General features: G+C 69.7%; 17 protein-coding genes. 8 read left to right on the forward strand and 9 right to left on the reverse strand.

Annotation, left to right across the window (positions count from 1 at the left end; translation table 11 throughout):
• Positions 1–47 precede the first annotated feature (47 nt).
• Together ABD648_RS13770 and ABD648_RS13775 are read left to right on the forward strand one after the other, a co-directional pair.
• Positions 48–479, forward strand: a complete 432-nt coding sequence (locus ABD648_RS13770; protein ID WP_282215518.1) for a MarR family winged helix-turn-helix transcriptional regulator — start codon at positions 48–50, stop codon at positions 477–479.
• An 80-nt stretch (positions 480–559) separates the two neighbouring features.
• Positions 560–1,135, forward strand: a complete 576-nt coding sequence (locus ABD648_RS13775; protein ID WP_282215519.1) for a cysteine hydrolase family protein — start codon at positions 560–562, stop codon at positions 1,133–1,135.
• 9 nt (positions 1,136–1,144) lie between these two features.
• Here the strand turns inward: ABD648_RS13775 and ABD648_RS13780 are convergent, their stop codons facing one another.
• Together ABD648_RS13780 and ABD648_RS13785 are read right to left on the reverse strand one after the other, a co-directional pair.
• On the reverse strand, positions 1,145–1,360 hold the full coding sequence (locus ABD648_RS13780; protein WP_282215520.1) for a multidrug transporter: 216 nt from the start codon (positions 1,358–1,360) through the stop codon (positions 1,145–1,147).
• Entirely contained in the window at positions 1,347–2,720 is a 1,374-nt protein-coding gene (locus ABD648_RS13785; RefSeq protein ID WP_282215521.1) for an APC family permease, read from the reverse strand. Before ABD648_RS13785 ends, ABD648_RS13780 begins: the two co-directional genes overlap by 14 nt.
• A gap of 215 nt (positions 2,721–2,935) precedes the next feature.
• On the opposite strand from ABD648_RS13785, the gene ABD648_RS13790 reads away from it, so the two are divergent.
• Together ABD648_RS13790 and ABD648_RS13795 are read left to right on the forward strand one after the other, a co-directional pair.
• Positions 2,936–3,583, forward strand: coding sequence for an MIP/aquaporin family protein (locus ABD648_RS13790; RefSeq protein WP_282215522.1), 648 nt, complete (start codon positions 2,936–2,938; stop codon positions 3,581–3,583).
• Positions 3,584–3,708: 125 nt separating this feature from the next.
• Positions 3,709–4,380, forward strand: coding sequence for a GOLPH3/VPS74 family protein (locus ABD648_RS13795; protein ID WP_282215523.1), 672 nt, complete (start codon positions 3,709–3,711; stop codon positions 4,378–4,380).
• A gap of 12 nt (positions 4,381–4,392) precedes the next feature.
• Here the strand turns inward: ABD648_RS13795 and ABD648_RS13800 are convergent, their stop codons facing one another.
• Positions 4,393–5,583 carry an MFS transporter gene (locus tag ABD648_RS13800; RefSeq protein WP_282215524.1) on the reverse strand — a complete coding sequence of 397 codons (1,191 nt, stop codon included), beginning with the start codon at positions 5,581–5,583 and terminating at the stop codon, positions 4,393–4,395.
• A gap of 110 nt (positions 5,584–5,693) precedes the next feature.
• Here ABD648_RS13800 and ABD648_RS13805 point away from each other — a divergent pair, with 110 nt between their 5' ends.
• On the forward strand, positions 5,694–6,164 hold the full coding sequence (locus ABD648_RS13805) for a MarR family winged helix-turn-helix transcriptional regulator (RefSeq protein WP_282215525.1): 471 nt from the start codon (positions 5,694–5,696) through the stop codon (positions 6,162–6,164).
• Here ABD648_RS13805 and ABD648_RS13810 read toward each other — a convergent pair.
• Both ABD648_RS13810 and ABD648_RS13815 read right to left on the reverse strand, forming a co-directional pair.
• Positions 6,145–6,843, reverse strand: coding sequence for a response regulator (locus tag ABD648_RS13810; protein ID WP_282215526.1), 699 nt, complete (start codon positions 6,841–6,843; stop codon positions 6,145–6,147). The genes ABD648_RS13805 and ABD648_RS13810 overlap by 20 nt on opposite strands.
• Positions 6,840–8,015, reverse strand: coding sequence for a sensor histidine kinase (locus ABD648_RS13815; RefSeq protein WP_282215527.1), 1,176 nt, complete (start codon positions 8,013–8,015; stop codon positions 6,840–6,842). Before ABD648_RS13815 ends, ABD648_RS13810 begins: the two co-directional genes overlap by 4 nt.
• A gap of 218 nt (positions 8,016–8,233) precedes the next feature.
• Here ABD648_RS13815 and ABD648_RS13820 point away from each other — a divergent pair, with 218 nt between their 5' ends.
• Positions 8,234–9,547 (forward strand): DUF4097 family beta strand repeat-containing protein, encoded by a 1,314-nt coding sequence (locus tag ABD648_RS13820; protein ID WP_282215528.1) that lies wholly within the window; start codon positions 8,234–8,236, stop codon positions 9,545–9,547.
• A gap of 53 nt (positions 9,548–9,600) precedes the next feature.
• A complete protein-coding gene (locus tag ABD648_RS13825; protein WP_282215529.1) occupies positions 9,601–10,407 on the forward strand; it encodes an SDR family NAD(P)-dependent oxidoreductase in 807 nt (268 codons plus the stop codon).
• An 8-nt stretch (positions 10,408–10,415) separates the two neighbouring features.
• Here the strand turns inward: ABD648_RS13825 and ABD648_RS13830 are convergent, their stop codons facing one another.
• Both ABD648_RS13830 and ABD648_RS13835 read right to left on the reverse strand, forming a co-directional pair.
• Positions 10,416–11,387 (reverse strand): NADP-dependent oxidoreductase, encoded by a 972-nt coding sequence (locus ABD648_RS13830; protein WP_282215530.1) that lies wholly within the window; start codon positions 11,385–11,387, stop codon positions 10,416–10,418.
• Between the two features lie 9 nt (positions 11,388–11,396).
• Positions 11,397–12,347 carry an alpha/beta fold hydrolase gene (locus ABD648_RS13835; RefSeq protein WP_282215531.1) on the reverse strand — a complete coding sequence of 317 codons (951 nt, stop codon included), beginning with the start codon at positions 12,345–12,347 and terminating at the stop codon, positions 11,397–11,399.
• 64 nt (positions 12,348–12,411) lie between these two features.
• Between ABD648_RS13835 and ABD648_RS13840 the strand changes: the two genes are divergently transcribed.
• On the forward strand, positions 12,412–13,380 hold the full coding sequence (locus ABD648_RS13840) for a helix-turn-helix transcriptional regulator (RefSeq protein ID WP_282215532.1): 969 nt from the start codon (positions 12,412–12,414) through the stop codon (positions 13,378–13,380).
• 24 nt (positions 13,381–13,404) lie between these two features.
• Here ABD648_RS13840 and ABD648_RS13845 read toward each other — a convergent pair whose 3' ends face one another.
• A complete protein-coding gene (locus tag ABD648_RS13845; RefSeq protein WP_344709779.1) occupies positions 13,405–14,355 on the reverse strand; it encodes an NAD(P)-dependent oxidoreductase in 951 nt (316 codons plus the stop codon).
• Positions 14,298–15,737, reverse strand: a complete 1,440-nt coding sequence (locus ABD648_RS13850) for an MFS transporter (RefSeq protein ID WP_282215534.1) — start codon at positions 15,735–15,737, stop codon at positions 14,298–14,300. The genes ABD648_RS13845 and ABD648_RS13850 overlap by 58 nt, the downstream gene beginning before the upstream one ends.
• Between the last annotated feature and the right edge of the window lie 64 nt (positions 15,738–15,801).

The raw sequence follows: 15,801 nt of genomic DNA on the forward strand, positions 1-15,801 counted from the left end.
GCCAACGATATCAGATCGTGGGTAAGGCCAACGAGTAGGGTGGGGGCATGGAACGTCTCGACGGCCGGGCGACGTGGCAGGTCAGCCGCGCGCACCTGCGTGCCTACTCCCTTCTGCAGGAGCTGTTCGCCGATGCGGGAGCGCGGGCGTATCACTACCGTCTGCTCGCGGCGCTCGACGAAGCGGGTGCCGTGAGTCAAGCCGAGCTCGGGCGCGTGACGGGTCTCGACCGCAGCGATGTCTCGGTCGCGCTGAGCGCTCTGGAGAAGGACGCGCTCATCATGCGCGCTGCGCACCCGACCGACCGGCGGCAGAATCTCGTCTCCCTCACCGCGCGAGGGCGCGACGAGCTCCTGCGCCTCGACGCCGTCGTCGAGCAGGCGCAGACCGAGTTCCTGGCGCCGCTGACCGCGGAGGAACGCGGGGTCTTCCTCGACATGATCACCCGCCTCGGGCGCGAGCCGGACGCCGGGTCGTGAGCGGGGAGTGGCGGGATCCCTCCCGTTGCTGACCGTTCCGCGTCTTGTGGGGGCGCAGACGGCGGGCCCAAGCTGAACGGATGACCGCATCCTCCGACACCGCTCTGCTCGTGATCGACGCGCAGGAGTCCTTCCGCCAGCGTCCCGACGACTGGGCGGCCACCGCGAACCCCGCGGTGCTCGACAACATCGCGCTTCTCGTCGATCACGCCAGGACGGTCGGCGACCCGGTCGTGTGGATCACCCACTCCGAGCCCGGGACCGGGGGAGTGTTCGACCCCGCGCTCGGGTTCGTGCGCGTGATCGGTGAGCTCGCCCCGGCAGACGACGAAGCGGCCGTCACGAAGACCACGATCAACGCCTTCACGTCGACCGATCTCCAGGAGCGGCTGCAGGGTGCCGGCATCCGCCGGGTCGTGATCTGCGGCATCCGCACCGAGCAGTGCTGCGAGACGACGGCGCGCGTCGCCGCCGACCTCGGCTTCGAGGTCGAGTTCGTCACGGATGCCACGACGACCTCCGCCATCCCGTCCCACGGTGCGCTCGCCGCCGTGTCGGGTGACGACATCATGCGCCGCACCGAGAGCATCCTCTCCGCGCGCGGTTTCGCCACGATCACCGACACGAAGACGCGGATCGGGGCGAGCAGCGCCTGAGCGGCGCCCTTACGAAGACGCGTCGTCGGTCTCCACGCCCGGCCCGGGCCCGGGGCGGACCGGTGCGTCCGGAGCGATGTCGATGCGGGTGTTGCCGTCGTGCTCGCTCACCTCGATGCGCGGCGCGGTGTCGGCTTCGGTGGCATCGGGTGCCGCCGTCAGCTGATCGTGGCGCTTCTCCTCGAAGGTCTCGTCGTCTGCGGATGCGTGATCAGGCGTGCTCATGACTCTCCTCGGGGTTGCGGTCGTCATCGGTCTTCCGGCTCTCGGTGCGCTTCCGGCCCCACCTCGCCAGCAGGTACAGCGCCACTCCGACCGCGATCAGGATCGCGCCGAACAGCCACACGACGGGGCGCTGCTGCGTGAGGAGCAGGATGCAGGAGCCGATCCCCAGCACCGGCACGAAGGTCCACACGCGGAAGTGGTCCTGCTCGACGCGGTCCCGCCTCAGCACCAGCACCGACACGTTCACGCTGAGGAAGACGAACAGGAGCAGCAGCACGACGGTCTCGGCGAGCGTCGCCAGGTCGCCGACCAGGGTGAGCCCCATCGCCACGAGAGTTGTGGTGAGGATGGCGACCCACGGGGTCTTCCGGTTCGGCAGCACGCGGCCCAGCGCGGCAGGAAGCAGGTTCTGCTCGGCCATGCCGTAGGTCAGGCGGCTGACCATGATCATCGTCAGGAGGGCGCCGTTCGCGACCGCGATGAGCGCGATCAGACTGAACAGCCAGGAGGGAATGCTGACGCCGGTCGCCTCGACCACGGCGAGGAGCGGTCCGCTGGACTCCTGCAGATCCGCCGCCGGCAGCGCGATCGAGCTCGCCAGCCCCACCAGCACGTAGACCCCGCCCGCCGTGAAGAGCGCAGCGAACAGGGCGCGGGGATACGTGCGCCGCGGGTTCTTCACCTCTTCGATCATGTTGGCCGAGGTCTCGAACCCGACGAAGGAGTAGTACGCGATCACGGCGCCGGCGAGGACGGCCATGCCCACGCTCGTTCCCTCGGGCGTCTCGGTGATGCGCGACACGTCGCCGCCGCCCCCGCCGACGAAGACCGCGACGACGGCGATCACGATCACCAGTCCGCTGAGCTCGATCGCGGTCATGACGAGGTTGGCGCCCAGGGATTCCCGGATGCCGCGGGCGTTGAGGAGCGCGACCACAGCGAGGAACGCGATGGCGACGGGAATCGTCGGCAGATCGATGAACGTGCGGAAGTAGTCGCCGGCGAACGCGATGGCGAGCCCGGCGGCGCTGGTCACGCCGGCCGCCAGCATGCTGAACCCCACGAGGAAGGAGACGAGCGGACTGCGGAAGGCCCGCTCGGCGAAGACCGCCGATCCGCCGGCCCTCGGATACTTGGTCACGAGCTCCGCGTAGGAGCCGGCCGTGAGCAGCGCGAGCAGAAGCGCGAGCAGCAGAGGCGCCCAGAGCATCCCACCCACCTTCTCGGAGAGCACGCCCATGAGCGCGTAGATCCCCGCTCCGAGGACGTCGCCCAGGATGAAGGCGAAGAGCAGCGGTCCGGTGATGGCTCTGCGGAGGCGAGTGGGAGCCTCGGCGCCGGTCGCGGTCTCGGTGGTCATCCTCGAAAGCTAGGGCCGACGGCGGATCGCCGCGACGGGGTTGACAGATATGCCGGTGTCACGCACTCAGCATTCTCACAGACATGCCGCGCGGCGCGGCGATCCACTGCAGGATCGCCGATAAATTGTCGTCGCACGAAGGACGGTCCGCCGGCCTCCGGCAGGGGCGATCGAGGGGATCGCTTCACGACCTGACACAAGAAACGGGTTCTCTCATGACCGGTACCGCACGGAAGGCGCTCGCCGAAGGCCTCGCGACCTTCCTCTTCGTCCTCGCCATCATCGCCGCGGTGAACAGCGAAAGCCCGCTGACACCGCTCGCGATCGGCTTCACCCTCATGGTCCTCGTCTACTCGACGGGCCACATCTCGGGCGCGCACCTGAACCCGGCCGTCTCGGTCGGTGTCTTCCTGCGCGGCGGCCTCAGCGTCGTCGACTTCATCGCCTACCTCATCGCCCAGTTCGTCGGCGGCGCGCTGGCCGCCCTCGCCAGCCTGGCCGTGTGGCCGAGCGGCGGCAAGGCGGTCGTCATCGAGATCGGCCCGGCCTTCCTCGTCGAGGCGCTGTTCACGCTGATCCTCGTCTGGGTCGTGCTCAACACCGCCACCGCCAAGGGCACCGACGGCAACTCGTTCTACGGTCTCGCGATCGGCGCCACGGTGTTCGTCGGCGCGGCGACCGTCGGCTCGATCTCGGGCGGCGGCTTCAACCCGGCCGTGGCCCTCGGCCTCTCGGTGGGCGGCTACTTCGCGTGGAGCTCGCTGTGGCTCTACATCGTCGCTCCGGTCGTCGGTGCGGTGATCGCTGCGATCCTGTTCCGCGTGCTCAACGCGGATGACGCCAAGAAGATCGCCGGCGAGTAACTCCCGGCTCCGAAGCGCCGCGTCCTCTCCGGAGGGCGCGGCGCTTCTGCGTGCGGCCGTATCCTCCGAGGGAAATCCGTCGTGCGGGGGATGCCGTCGGCATCCGCCTTCCGTAGCGTGAAGCCATGCTGATCGTCGAGGAACTCCACCTGCTGCTGACCCGGCCGGACGGACGCGTCGAGAGCGCCGCGAGCGTGCACCGCCTGTTCGGTGCGATCGCCGCGGTCATCGTCGACCTCTCCGTGCAGGGTCGCGTCGTGGTGACGGAGGAGAAGAATCCCGCCGTGCAGGTCGTCTCGGCCGAGCCGACCGGGAATCCGGTGCTCGACGCCACCCTCGTCCGTCTCGAGCCGCTGAGCGGCAAGCGCCTGCAGTCGCTCCTGATGCGGTCGAAGCTCGACCCGCTCGACCACGTCATCGAGTCGCTCGTCGTCCAGGGTGTGCTCGTGCGCGGAGAGCGCGGCTTCTTCGGATGGGGTTCGCTGCGCACGCCCGAATCGGATCCCGGGCCCGAGATGCTGATCCGCTCCCGGCTCGCCGCCGTGCTGTCCGGTTCGGCCGCGCCCACTCAGGCGGACGTCACGATCCTCGCGATCCTGCAGGGGATGAACGCGGCGCATCCGATCCTGAAGAACGAGGCGGCCGGGGCATCAGCGGGTCAGCTGAAGAAGCGCATCGAGCAGCTCGTCTCGGGCTCGGCAGCGGGCGACGCCGTCACGAAGGCGGTGAACACGGCGATCGCTGCGGCGCTGATGGCCGCGATGACGCCGGTCATCGTCGCGACGACGACCGGCTGAGCGCCGCTCGGATCAGCGCACGACGGCGGTGACCGGGGCCTGCGCGTCCGACGTCGCGGGAATGCGCGCGCGTGCAGCGGCGATCACGATGACCACCAGCGCGGCGCCGGTGATGATCGCGCCGAGCCAGATCGGCGAGGTGTAGCCGAGCCCGGCGGAGATCCCCACGCCGCCGGCCCACGCGCCCAGCGCGTTGCCGACGTTGAACGCGCCGATGTTGGCGCCGGAGGCGAGCGTCGGCGCACCGCCGGCGTAGTGCATGACCCTGCTCTGCAGACCGGGCACCGTGCCGAACCCGAAGCCGCCCATCAGGAACAGGGCGAAGACGGTCGCGATCCCGGACTGCGCGAAGAGGGCGAAGAAGGCGAGCACGACGACCAGTGCCGCGATGAAGACGATGAGCGTACGGTCGATGGCCCGGTCGGCGAGGCGGCCGCCCAGCCAGTTGCCGAGCACGAGGCCGCCGCCGAAGAGCACCAGCAGCCAGGGCACGGCGGAGGACGCGAATCCGCTGACCTCGGTGAGCGTGTAGGCGATGTAGGTGAACGCCCCGAACATGCCGCCGAAGGCGAGGATCGTGACCACCAGCGAGAACCAGACCTGGCCGGACCGGAAGGCCCGCAGCTCCTGGCGGAGGCTGATGCTCTGATCGGGCCGCGGCAGGGCCGGTACGAGCGCCGCGATGCCGATGAACGCCAGCACGCCGATGGCGGAGATCACCCAGAAGGTCGAACGCCAGCCGAACTCCTGCCCGATGAACGTGCCGAACGGCACGCCGAAGACGTTCGCCGCGGTGAGGCCGGTGAACATGATCGCGATCGCACCGGCCTTCTTCTCCGGGGCCACCAGGCCGGCCGCGACGACAGAGCCGATGCCGAAGAACGCGCCGTGGCAGAGGGCGGCGATGATCCGGCCGGTCATGGCGGTGCCGTAGTCGGGAGCGAGCGCCGTGAGGGTGTTGCCGAGGATGAAGAGAACGAGCAGCCCCAGCAGCACGGGCTTGCGGGGCAGGCGCGTGGTCGCGGCGGTCAGAAGCAGAGCGCCCACGACGACGGCCAGCGCATAGCCGGAGATGAGCCAGCCGGCCGCGGATTCGGTGACACCGTAGTCGGCGGCGACCTCCGGCAGCAGTCCCATGATGACGAACTCGGTGAGTCCGATGCCGAACGCCCCGATGGCGAGTGCGATCAGTCCTGCGGGCATGACGATTCTCCTGATAAAGTGATTTGATTGCAGACGCCGGATATTGCGCGTCGAAGCACAATCGTTGCACACGCAACTATAAAGCGCAAGCAACTACTTGAGGAGTGCTGATGGGAATCGCGGACGACGCCGTCGAAGTGCGCGCCCAGGGGTGGCGGACACTGGCCGCTCTGCACGGTCTGATCGAAGCCGAGCTGGAGCGCGCCCTGGGTGACGCCGTCGGTCTCTCGGTCGTGGAGTACACCGTGCTCGACGCGCTGGAGCGTCAGGACGGCTGGCACATGCGCATGCAGCAGCTCGCCAGGGCGACCGCGCTGAGTCCCAGCGCCACGACCCGGCTCGTGAACCGCCTGGAGGACCGCGCTCTCCTCACGCGCGTGCTGTGCGCCGACGACCGCCGCGGCATCTACACCGAGCTGACGGCATCCGGTCGTGAGCTCTACGAACGAGCCCACCCGATCCACGACGCCACGCTCCGCCGCGCGCTGGACGAGGCGGCCACCCAGCCGGAGCTCGCTCCGGTGGTCGACGCGCTGCACGGCGTCGCGCTTCCGGCGCTCGTCACGACGACGACGGGCTGATCCCGCCCGGCGGCCGATCGTCCTGCGCGCCGGGAACGATCAGTCCCATCTCGTACGCACTGATCGCCGCCTGTGCGCGGTCGCGCAGATGGAGTTTGGTCAGGACGTTGCTGACGTGCGTCTTGACCGTGTGCTCGCTCACCACGAGTTCGGCGGCCATCTCCGCGTTCGACAGGGCGCGCCCCAACAGGACGAGGGTCTCGAGCTCTCGAGCGGTCAGCACCTCGCGGTACCGGGCAGGAATGCCGGGAAGAGGCTGCCTGCGCACTGCCGCCTCGATGAGTCGTCGTGTCACCGCCGGAGCGATCAGGGCGTCGCCCGCCGCGACCACCCGGACGGCCTGCACGAGGTCGTCGCGGCGCAGATCCTTGAGCAGGTAGCCGCTCGCGCCGGAGCGCAGTGCGTCGAAGACGTAGTCGTCCTGGTCGAAGGTGGTGAGCATGATCACCCGGGTCGCCGTGGCGGCGCAGATGGTCTTCGTCGCCGCGATCCCGTCGAGCTGCGGCATCCGGATATCCATCAGCATCACGTCGGGCCGGTGCACCTGGGCGGCGGCGATCGCCTGCAACCCGTCGCTCGCCTCGCCGACGACGTCGATGTCGGGCTGGGCGTCGAGGATCATCACGAAGCCCGTCCTGACCAGCTCCTGGTCATCGGCCACGACCACTCGAATGCTCATGAAGCGGGTATCCGAGCCGTGACCTCGAACCCGCTCGCTCCGACACGAGGGCCGGATCGCGCCGACCCACCGCACGCGGCGGCACGTTCCCGGATGCCGATCAGGCCGGCCCCGCTCCCGCTGTCCGCGCCGGGGGTCGTGGCGCGCTTGCCGTCGTCCACCACCGAGACGATCAGCTCGGAGTCGTCCCAGCGCAGCGCGACCGCGACATTCTCGGCATCGGCGTGCTTGATCACGTTGGTGAGCGCCTCCTGGACGATCCGATAGACCGCGACCTCCACGTCGGGTGGCAGCGCGCGGGGGATGCCGCTGGACTGGAGGGTTCCGTGCAGGCCGACGCCGGCGACGAGATCGGGGAGCCGGGCGAGAGTCGGCTGCGGAGTCCGAGCGAGGTCGGGCTCCGCGAGCAGGCCCAGCGTTCTTCGCAGCTGACCCATCGCATCGCGGCCCGCCTCGGCGATCGCGTCGAAGATGGCCTCGCTGCGCCCGGGAACAGCAGCTCCGGCTGCCGCTCCGGCCTCCGCCTGCACGACCATCAGGCTGACCGCGTGGGCGAGGATGTCGTGCATATCCCTGGCGATCCTGGCGCGCTCCCGCTCGGCTGCCCGCTCGGCCTCCACCGCACGCTCGCGCGCTGCCCGTGCCGCCCGTTCCTCGAGCATCGTCGTGTTCTCCCGGTGGAGTTTCGCACTTCGGCCCAATGCGTACGCCGCTCCCCACAGGATCGCCTCCCGGATCCCGACGGCGAGCGATCCGAAGACGCCGCCGATGATCGTGATCCCGGCCGCCGCCAGGACGAGGGTCAGCCGGCGCTGCCGCTGCGGTGCCCGCTCGGCCACCGCGTACATGAGCATGAGCGCGCCGTACCAGATCGGCTGCTCCGGCCCGTCACCGCCGACGATCGCGTACACGCCGATCCCCGCCGCGGAGATGAGCAGACAGGTGATCGGCGCATGCCGGCGCCCCAGGACGGGAAGCGAGACGAGCAGGACCGGCAGGAACTCGGCGGCGGTCCAGGGCCTGCCATCCCCGCGGGTGGTGGTCAGGAACGGGGTGACCTGTCCGGCCAATGCCAGCACCGTGAGTGCGGCATCCGCTCCGGCGGGGGGAAGGCTGCGCAGGCGCGCCGACCATCCGTGCAGCGCACGCCGTATCGCAGAAACGTCGGACATCGACTCCTCCTCGGATCGCGCCTGTGACCGACGCTACTCCCGCAGCCGCCGGCCGTCCTCACTCGCGCGAGGGAGATCCGAAATCGGTCGCACCGGCGATCCGCCGGGCTCCGTGGGCGAGCAGTGTGAGCGGTGTCCCGCATCCAGCAGAGGAGTCGTCATGTCATCGAATCACTCGCCCACCACCACATCGACCCCGTCGTGAGCCGGTCGGCGCCGTGCGCGCCGCCGCCATGATCATCGGTCCGTTCCTGCTTCTTGCGGGCGTGGTGCTCATGATCCTGCCCGGGTTCTGGACCCTGTCGCATCTGTTCTTCCTCGCCGGAAGCCTCGCGATGCTGCCGACAGGCGTCGCACTGCACAGTCTGTTCGTCGACCGGCATCCGACCTGGCCGAGCCGGACAGCGCTCGTGCTGACCTCGGCCGGCGCGTTGGCGCTGGCCGGCCAGTTCGTCATCGACTTCGTCGTCGTCCACCTCGGCGGCGGCGACGCCGAAGCCGTCGACCGCATGTTCGACACGATCCGGAGTGCCGCACCGATGGATCTGATCTTCTACACGGTGGGCCCTGCACTGCTGTTCACCGGACTCGCCGTCTTCGGGGTCCTCCTGATCCTCCGCCCGAACCCCCGGCGACTCCCGGGGTGGATGCTCGTCGCCGGCGCCTCGCTCATGGGCGTCGCACGGGTCGTCGAATCCCGGCCGACCGAGGTCGTCGCGCTCGCGATCATCGTCGTCGGGCTCGCACTCACCGTGCGGGCCGGGCGCGGAGAACCCCGCCCGGTCGCCACCGACCGCATCGGTCTCACCGTCGCACCGAAACGTCGCCGTCGGATGGTGCTTCTCGGCGCCCTCGGGGCGATCGTGCTCGTCGCGGCCGGCCTGACCCTGGTCACCGTCCTGCCGGCGGTGTCCACGACGCACGACCAGATCCGACTGCCGATCGAGCAGCAGCACCTGCGGCTGGACGTCTCCAGCGGTGATGTGGTCCTGCGCCACGGCACAGGAACGGAGATCATCGTCGATCGGACGACGCGACGAGGCATCACCGAGCCGACCATCCGGGAGACCTCCGGCGCCGACGGCATCGTCATCGAGGCCGACTGCAGCGGGCAGTTCAACTCCGGCTGCGAGGTCTCCTACGACATCACCATCCCGGACGGCTTCGACCTCGAGATCGAGATCGGCGGCGGCTCGCTCACCGCGCGCGACATCGAGGTCGGGACGGTGAACCTTCGGATCGCGAGCGGCGACGTCGAACTGGCCGGTGTGAGCGGCTTGTCGGAGGCTGTCGTCGATGTCGCCTCCGGGGAGGTCTCGCTCGACTTCGCGAGCGTTCCCGACAGCATCGACGCCACCGTCAGCTCCGGTCGCATCGAGATCGGTCTGCCCGACGGATCGTACGACGTGACCGCGGAGGCGGGCGCCGGAGACGAGCGGATCGATGTGGACGTCGACCCCGACAGTGACAGCGCGATCCGCGCACGCACAGGACAGGGCGACATCGAGATCGTCGGCAACGGCCGTCGATGACTCCCCACCAGCGCATGAATCAGCGAAACAACACCGGACAGGAAGGCACGCCCATGAATGATCAGCTGCTCACCGACAGGACCGCCGTGATCTACGGCGCCGGAGCCATCGGCGCCGCCACCGCGCGAGTGTTCGCCCGCGAGGGCGCCCGGGTGTTCCTCGCCGGGAGGACGCCGGCGAGGCTCGACGCCGTGGCACAGGGCATCGCGGCCGAGGGCGGTACGGTCGCGACCGCTCAGCTCGACGTGCACGATCAGCAGGCGGTCGAGCGGCACGCCGCTCAGGTCGCGTCGACCGAAGGGGGCATCGACATCGTCATGAATGCGGTGAGTGTTCCGCACGATCAGGGCACGGGCTTGGCTGATCTCTCGGTGGAGGCCTTCCTGCAGCCGATCGACGGCTTCCTGCGGATGCTGTTCATCACCAGCAAGGCCGTCGCGCCGCACATGGGGCATGAACGCCCTGGCGTCATCCTCACGCTGTCCGAGCCGGGTGCGAAGCTCACGGCGCCTGGGATCCTCGGGCACGGCGTCAGCGCGGCCGGCAAGGAGGCGTTCTCGCGCCTGCTCGCGGCCGAGCTGGCGGCGAGCAACATCCGGGTCGTCGGCATCCGCCCGCACGCGATCATCGATGCTCCGGCCGCGGGGTCCTACACCGGAGCCCTGTTCGAACAGTTCGCCGCGGCAGGCGGGCGCTCGGTCCAGGGCTTCCTCACCGAAGAGCTCGCGCAGGGGACGCTTCTGAAGCGCCTGCCCACTCTCTCGGAGGTCGCGGAGATGGCCGCTTTCCTCGCGTCGGATCGTGCAGGATCCATCACCGGGACCGTGGTCAACCTCTCCGCCGGGGCGCTGGTCGACTGAGGCAGAGGTCAGTCGATCTCGTCGGCCTCCGCGACCGGCGCTGTCGTGATCACGATCTTGCCGGTCGCGTGGCCTTCGATCGATCGCGCATACGCGGCACGCACATCTTCGAGCGGATGCACGGAGTCGATCGGAAGCTCGATCCTGCCGTCGGCGAGGAGCTGCGCGATCATCGCGAGCTCCGGCCCGCCGGCTTCCGCCCCGCCGACGCCGCGGACCGGATGACGGGATCGCGCCTCGCAGTCGGCGATGGTGTTGATCCGATCCGCGGGGACGCCCAGCGAGAGGGTGAGGTCGACGGTCCCGTGGCCGACGGTGTCGAGCACCACGGTGAGCCCGTCGGGCGCCGCCGCGCGCATCGCCTCGGTGAGGTCGTCGCCGTAGGCGAGGGGGTGGATGCCGAGCCGTTGCAGCAGCGGGTGGTTGCGGGTGCTGGCCGTCCCGAGCGCCCGCGCACCGCGCAGGACGCAGAGCTGCGCGGTGAGGATGCCGACACCGCCGGTCGCACCGCTCACGAGCACGACGTCGCCCTCGCCGATCCGCTGTGACTCCACGCTCGCGACGGCGGTGCGCCCGACGACGTTGAGTGCTCCCGCGACGAGGAGCGAGAGTCCCTCGGGCACGCGGACGAGCAGGTCGGGGTCGATCACCAGGTGGTCGGCCTGCGCCTCGTATCGCAGACCGCCGAAGACCCGCTCGCCGACGCGCCACCCGCTCACGTCATCGCCGAGCGCTTCGATCGTGCCGGAGAAGTCGTAGCCGTTGCCCGACGGCAGACTCCGCTCGTACGGGTCGTGCATCGGCTCGCCGCTGAACAGCTTCCAGTCCACGGGGTTCACGCCGGCCGCGGCGACCCGCACCAGGACCTCGCCCGGTGCGGAGCGAGGCACCGCACGGCGCTCGATCTCCAGCACCTCGGGCCCCCCGAACCGGCGGAAGACGACGCGTCGCGATGCGGCATCCGTCGGTTCGGGGGTCATGGGGACAGCCTAGGAGGCTCCGCGCGACAGCCAGTCGAGGATGACGCGGTTGGTCGCCTCCGCCTGCTCCTGCTGAATCCAGTGGCCGCTGTCGAGGTGCACCTCCTCGACGTTCGGCACGAACTCCGCGAGGTTCGGTGACGGCGCCACAGGGTCGCGATCGCCGGAGATCATGAGCGCGGGCTGGTGGATGATCGGATCGACGTCCCCGAGCAGATGCCAGTCGCGGTCGAAGTTGCGGTACCAGTTGATGCCGCCCGTGAACCCGGTCTTCTCGAAGGCGGCGACGTAGACGGCGAGCTCGTCTGCGCTCAACAGGGGTTCTCCGTGAGGCGAGTCGGTCAGCGCGAGTTCGATCATCGCGTTCCCGGGCTGTGGAGCCTGGAGCGGCTCGTTCCGGCGGTACAGGTTGCGGAGGAATCGCTCCGTGTTCGCGTCGAGCACGGCGTCGGCGACGCCGGGCTGCCGGTTGAAGTGGACGAAGTAGTAGTCGCTGCCGAGCACCTCCTCCATGAATTCGAGCCACGGCCGCTCACCGCGCGCGGGGTAGGGCAGGCTCAGGCAGATCACCTTGTTCACCCTGGTCGGGTGCAGCACGGTGAGGCTCCACACGACCATCGCGCCCCAGTCGTGACCGACGAAGGTCGCGTCCTCGTAGCCGTAGTGGTCGAGCAGGGCCACGAGATCGCCGGCCAGCTGCGCGACGTCGTAGGCGGTGACCTCGCTCGGGCGCGAGGAGTTTCCGAAGCCGCGCTGGTTCGGAGCGATCACGTGGTAGCCCGCGGCGACCAGCGCGGGCACCTGGTACCGCCAGGTGAAGGCGAGGTCCGGCCAGCCGTGGCACAGCACGATGGGTCGGCCGGCGTTCTCGCGGCCGGCTTCGAAGACCTCGAGGGTCACGCCGTTGACGGCGATCAGGGTCGGTTGAGGGAAGGAGAGGGAGGGAGTGAGTGTGTTCATGTTCTTCACGCTAGGGAGGTAAACAGGTCACCTGATGACCGGTTCATCTGGAAAAGTCGTCCCTATGCGAAGTGACCGACTCGTGGCCATCCTCCTCATGCTCCAGCGGCGCGAGCAGGTGACGGCCGCCGAGGTCGCCGCCGAGCTCGAGGTCTCGGAGCGCACCGCGCGTCGCGACCTCGACGCGCTGGGTCAGAGCGGCGTTCCGGTCTACTCGATCCAGGGCCGAGCCGGCGGCTGGCGGCTCCTCGGCGGCGGCCGCACCGATCTCTCCGGGCTCACCGCGAGCGAGACCCGCGCCCTGTTCCTCGTCGCCGGCCCGGCCTCGACGGCGACTCCGGCCGTGAGGTCTGCGCTCCGCAAGCTCGTGCGCGCCCTTCCGGAGTCGTTCCGGGACGAGGCCGAGGCCGCGGCGTCGTCATTGATCCTGGACTCCCAGCCGTGGGGGTCTCCGCGCACCGAGCGGCCGCGCCCTCCATTCCTCGACGACCTGCAGGATGCCGCGATCCGCGGCGTGCAGGTGCGACTCGGCTACGTCGACAGCTCCGGAGCGGCATCCGACAGAATCGTCCACCCGCTGGGCATCGTCGCCAAGGGCTCATCCTGGTACCTCGTCGCGTATACGGAGACCGGTCGGCGCACCTTCCGGATGGATCGGGTCTCGTCCGCCGTGGTGACCGAAGCAGCCGTCATCATCCCCGACGGCGTCGATCTCTCCGGAAGCTGGCAGGAGATCGCGGCCGACATCGACGTCAGGCGGTCGTCGCCCGTCGAGATCCTCGCGACCTGCGAGCCCGAGGGTCTCGACTATCTCAGAGTCGCCGTCGGCGACAACCTCGAGATCCGAGGAGCCGACGCCGACGGACGCATCTCCGTCGTGATCCGCGGGCCCGGCGAATACGGACTCGCAGGACTTCTCGCCGGACTGGTCGAATGGCTCGACATCATCGAGCCCTCCGGTGTTCGCGAACATCTCGCGTCCATCGGCAGCGCCCTCGTCGCACGGTACGGCGGCTCCGGTGCCACGCGCTGAGCGCATCGACACGGCTGGCGCGATTCACTCCGCTCTCTCTTCTCCGAGCACCTCGAACAGGCTCGAGAAGCCCTGGTCGCCGTGGCCGTCGGCGATGCGCCGGTCCATCAGCCTCTTGACCTCGCGCATGCGGACCGCGTCGACGCCGAGGGTCTCCCGGTGGCTGATCAGGTCGTCCATCAGAGCGGCCTGCACGTCGAGAGAGCCGAGATCGGGTCCGTACTCGCCGCTCGCGACGGCGGTGCCGAAGGCGTTCACTAGCGGTGCGTATCCGCCGATCGTGCCGGCGACTCTCTCCGCGAAGGCCGCGACGTCGACGCCTTCCGCGCGCACGAGGTCGAAGGCGTGCAGGAGCCCGATGAGGAACTCGTAGCCGACTGCCACCTGCGCCAGGAACTCCACGCCGGCCAGCCCAGGGTCCTCGCCGTAGTATGCGACGGTTCCGAGCGCCTCGAGCGTAGACCGCTGTGCCTTCCAGGCGTCCGGGTCGCCGCTGAACGAGAGCATCATGGTCGGCGTCCCCATGTACGGCGGGTCTCCCATGAGCCCGCCGTCGATGTACGTCGCCCCCTGCGCGTGCGCCCAGTCCGCGTTGATCCGCGCCTGAGCGGGCGAGCCGCTGGTGACGTTCACGAGGGCGCGGCCGGCGACAGCATCCGCGATCGTCTCCTGCACGGCCTCGACGGCAGGGCTATCGAGCAGGCAGATGACGACGAGCGGACTCGCGGCCACGGCATCCGCCGCGGTCTCCGCCACCGAGGCTCCCGCCGCCGCCAGGGGCTCGGCCTTGCTCGCCGTCCGGTTCCAGACGGTCGTGCGGTATCCGCGGTCGAGGAACGTTCGTGCGATCGCCGACCCCATGTTCCCGAGGCCGATCACGGTGACCTGGCTGTTCATCGTCATGACGTCCTTCCCCTTCAATGTGCGGTCGTGTCGGTCGGCTGCTCGTCGTCGGACCTCAGTCCGATGCCCCAGCTGGCGCCGCGCGCGATGAAGACCCCGATGACCGTGACGCCGGCGAACACCAGCATGAGCAGGCGGGCCGATCCGACGATGTCGGGCATGGCCAGGTTGACGAGCACTCCGGCCATCGCCGCGCTGAACGCGCTGGCGATGATGAACACGGTGTTCACCGCCGCGGCAGCCTTGGCGCCCTCCTCCTCGCCCGAGGTGCTGCCGAGCGCCGCGACCGTCAGGTGCGGGAAGCCCAAGCCGATGCCCGCTCCGGCGATGAAGAGAGTCGTGAACCACAGCGCGATGACGAGCACCGACGGGCCCTCGTGCTGCAGCAGGCCGTACGCGGCGAGGCCGAGGGCGACGACGAGCGGGCCCAGGGTGATCAGCGCCCGGCGCGAGCGGATGCCGGAGGCATTGGCGGTGAACACCTGGGTGATCGACCATCCGAGCGAGAGGGCTGCTCCGAGGAGTCCGGCCACGAACGGTGCCAGCCCGCCGATCTCCTGGCCGAACAGCGGGATGAACGCCTCGGTGCCGATCGCGAACGCGAGCACGGCGACCGTGAGGTACACCCATCCGAGCGAGGAGCCGTGCGCGAACGTCACGCGGGGGAGGATGCCGCGGCTGCCGCGCTTCTCCTGGCGCAGGAACCAGATGCCCAGCGCCACGCCGACGACCAGCGCGATCGCCGTGCCGAGACCCGCCGGGACCACGCTCGCGATCCCGACGGCGGCGACACCGCCGGACAGGAGGATGAGCGAGAGCCAGGGGAGCGACTCGCTCGACCGGCCCCGTGCGGTGCGCGGAAGCGCGCGGACCACGACGATGCCGATGAGTGCGGACACCACCGCGAGTCCGACGAACGTCACGCGCCAGGCATCCAGCTGGGCGAAGACACCGCCGACCACGGGGCCGACGATGTTGCCGACGCCCCACATGGCCGAGACCAGGGCGGCGCCTCGTGCCCACAGGCGTTCGGGCAGTGCCCGCTGGATGAGGGCGTAGCCGAGGCCGGCGAGCAGCCCACCGCCGAGACCCTGCACCGCACGGCCGAAGAGCAATGCCGACATCCACGGGCTCGCGGCGCACAGCAGCGAGCCGAGCGCGAACAGTCCCAACGCCAGCAGGTAGGCCCGCACGGCGCCCTGCTGCGTGAGGATCCTGCTCACCAGCATCGAGCTGACCACCGAGGCCAGCAGAAAGGTCATCATGGTCCACGCGTAGAACTCGGCGCCGCCGATCTCGCCGACGATCGTGGGGAGGAGGCTGGTCGTCAGATAGACGTTGCTGGCTTCGAGCAGCACGCCTCCGGCGAGCACGGAGGCGACGGGGGCGTAGCGGCTGCCCAGGAGTTCGCGCCAGGTGCCGCCGGCTGCGGTCTTCTGCGGGGTCTGCGTCATCGATCGTTCCTTCACGGCATCGGGGGAGGCTGACGGCCTCCGCGGCGCCGACTGCCGGCGACCT

This window comes from Microbacterium luteolum (assembly GCF_039533965.1).
GTDB classification, from domain to species: Bacteria; Actinomycetota; Actinomycetes; order Actinomycetales; family Microbacteriaceae; genus Microbacterium; species Microbacterium luteolum.

Excerpts from the sequence above, each read along its gene's own strand:
- ABD648_RS13810 (WP_282215526.1), bottom strand. The coding sequence starts at position 6,843 with ATGAGCATTCGAGTGGTCGTGGCCGATGACCAGGAGCTGGTCAGGACG.
- ABD648_RS13850 (WP_282215534.1), bottom strand. The coding sequence starts at position 15,737 with ATGACGCAGACCCCGCAGAAGACCGCAGCCGGCGGCACCTGGCGCGAA.
- ABD648_RS13800 (WP_282215524.1), bottom strand. The coding sequence starts at position 5,583 with ATGCCCGCAGGACTGATCGCACTCGCCATCGGGGCGTTCGGCATCGGA.
- ABD648_RS13790 (WP_282215522.1), top strand. The coding sequence starts at position 2,936 with ATGACCGGTACCGCACGGAAGGCGCTCGCCGAAGGCCTCGCGACCTTC.
- ABD648_RS13785 (WP_282215521.1), bottom strand. The coding sequence starts at position 2,720 with ATGACCACCGAGACCGCGACCGGCGCCGAGGCTCCCACTCGCCTCCGC.
- ABD648_RS13805 (WP_282215525.1), top strand. The coding sequence starts at position 5,694 with ATGGGAATCGCGGACGACGCCGTCGAAGTGCGCGCCCAGGGGTGGCGG.
- ABD648_RS13830 (WP_282215530.1), bottom strand. The coding sequence starts at position 11,387 with ATGACCCCCGAACCGACGGATGCCGCATCGCGACGCGTCGTCTTCCGC.
- ABD648_RS13840 (WP_282215532.1), top strand. The coding sequence starts at position 12,412 with ATGCGAAGTGACCGACTCGTGGCCATCCTCCTCATGCTCCAGCGGCGC.
- ABD648_RS13825 (WP_282215529.1), top strand. The coding sequence starts at position 9,601 with ATGAATGATCAGCTGCTCACCGACAGGACCGCCGTGATCTACGGCGCC.
- ABD648_RS13835 (WP_282215531.1), bottom strand. The coding sequence starts at position 12,347 with ATGAACACACTCACTCCCTCCCTCTCCTTCCCTCAACCGACCCTGATC.
- ABD648_RS13780 (WP_282215520.1), bottom strand. The coding sequence starts at position 1,360 with ATGAGCACGCCTGATCACGCATCCGCAGACGACGAGACCTTCGAGGAG.
- ABD648_RS13795 (WP_282215523.1), top strand. The coding sequence starts at position 3,709 with ATGCTGATCGTCGAGGAACTCCACCTGCTGCTGACCCGGCCGGACGGA.
- ABD648_RS13815 (WP_282215527.1), bottom strand. The coding sequence starts at position 8,015 with ATGTCCGACGTTTCTGCGATACGGCGTGCGCTGCACGGATGGTCGGCG.
- ABD648_RS13770 (WP_282215518.1), top strand. The coding sequence starts at position 48 with ATGGAACGTCTCGACGGCCGGGCGACGTGGCAGGTCAGCCGCGCGCAC.
- ABD648_RS13775 (WP_282215519.1), top strand. The coding sequence starts at position 560 with ATGACCGCATCCTCCGACACCGCTCTGCTCGTGATCGACGCGCAGGAG.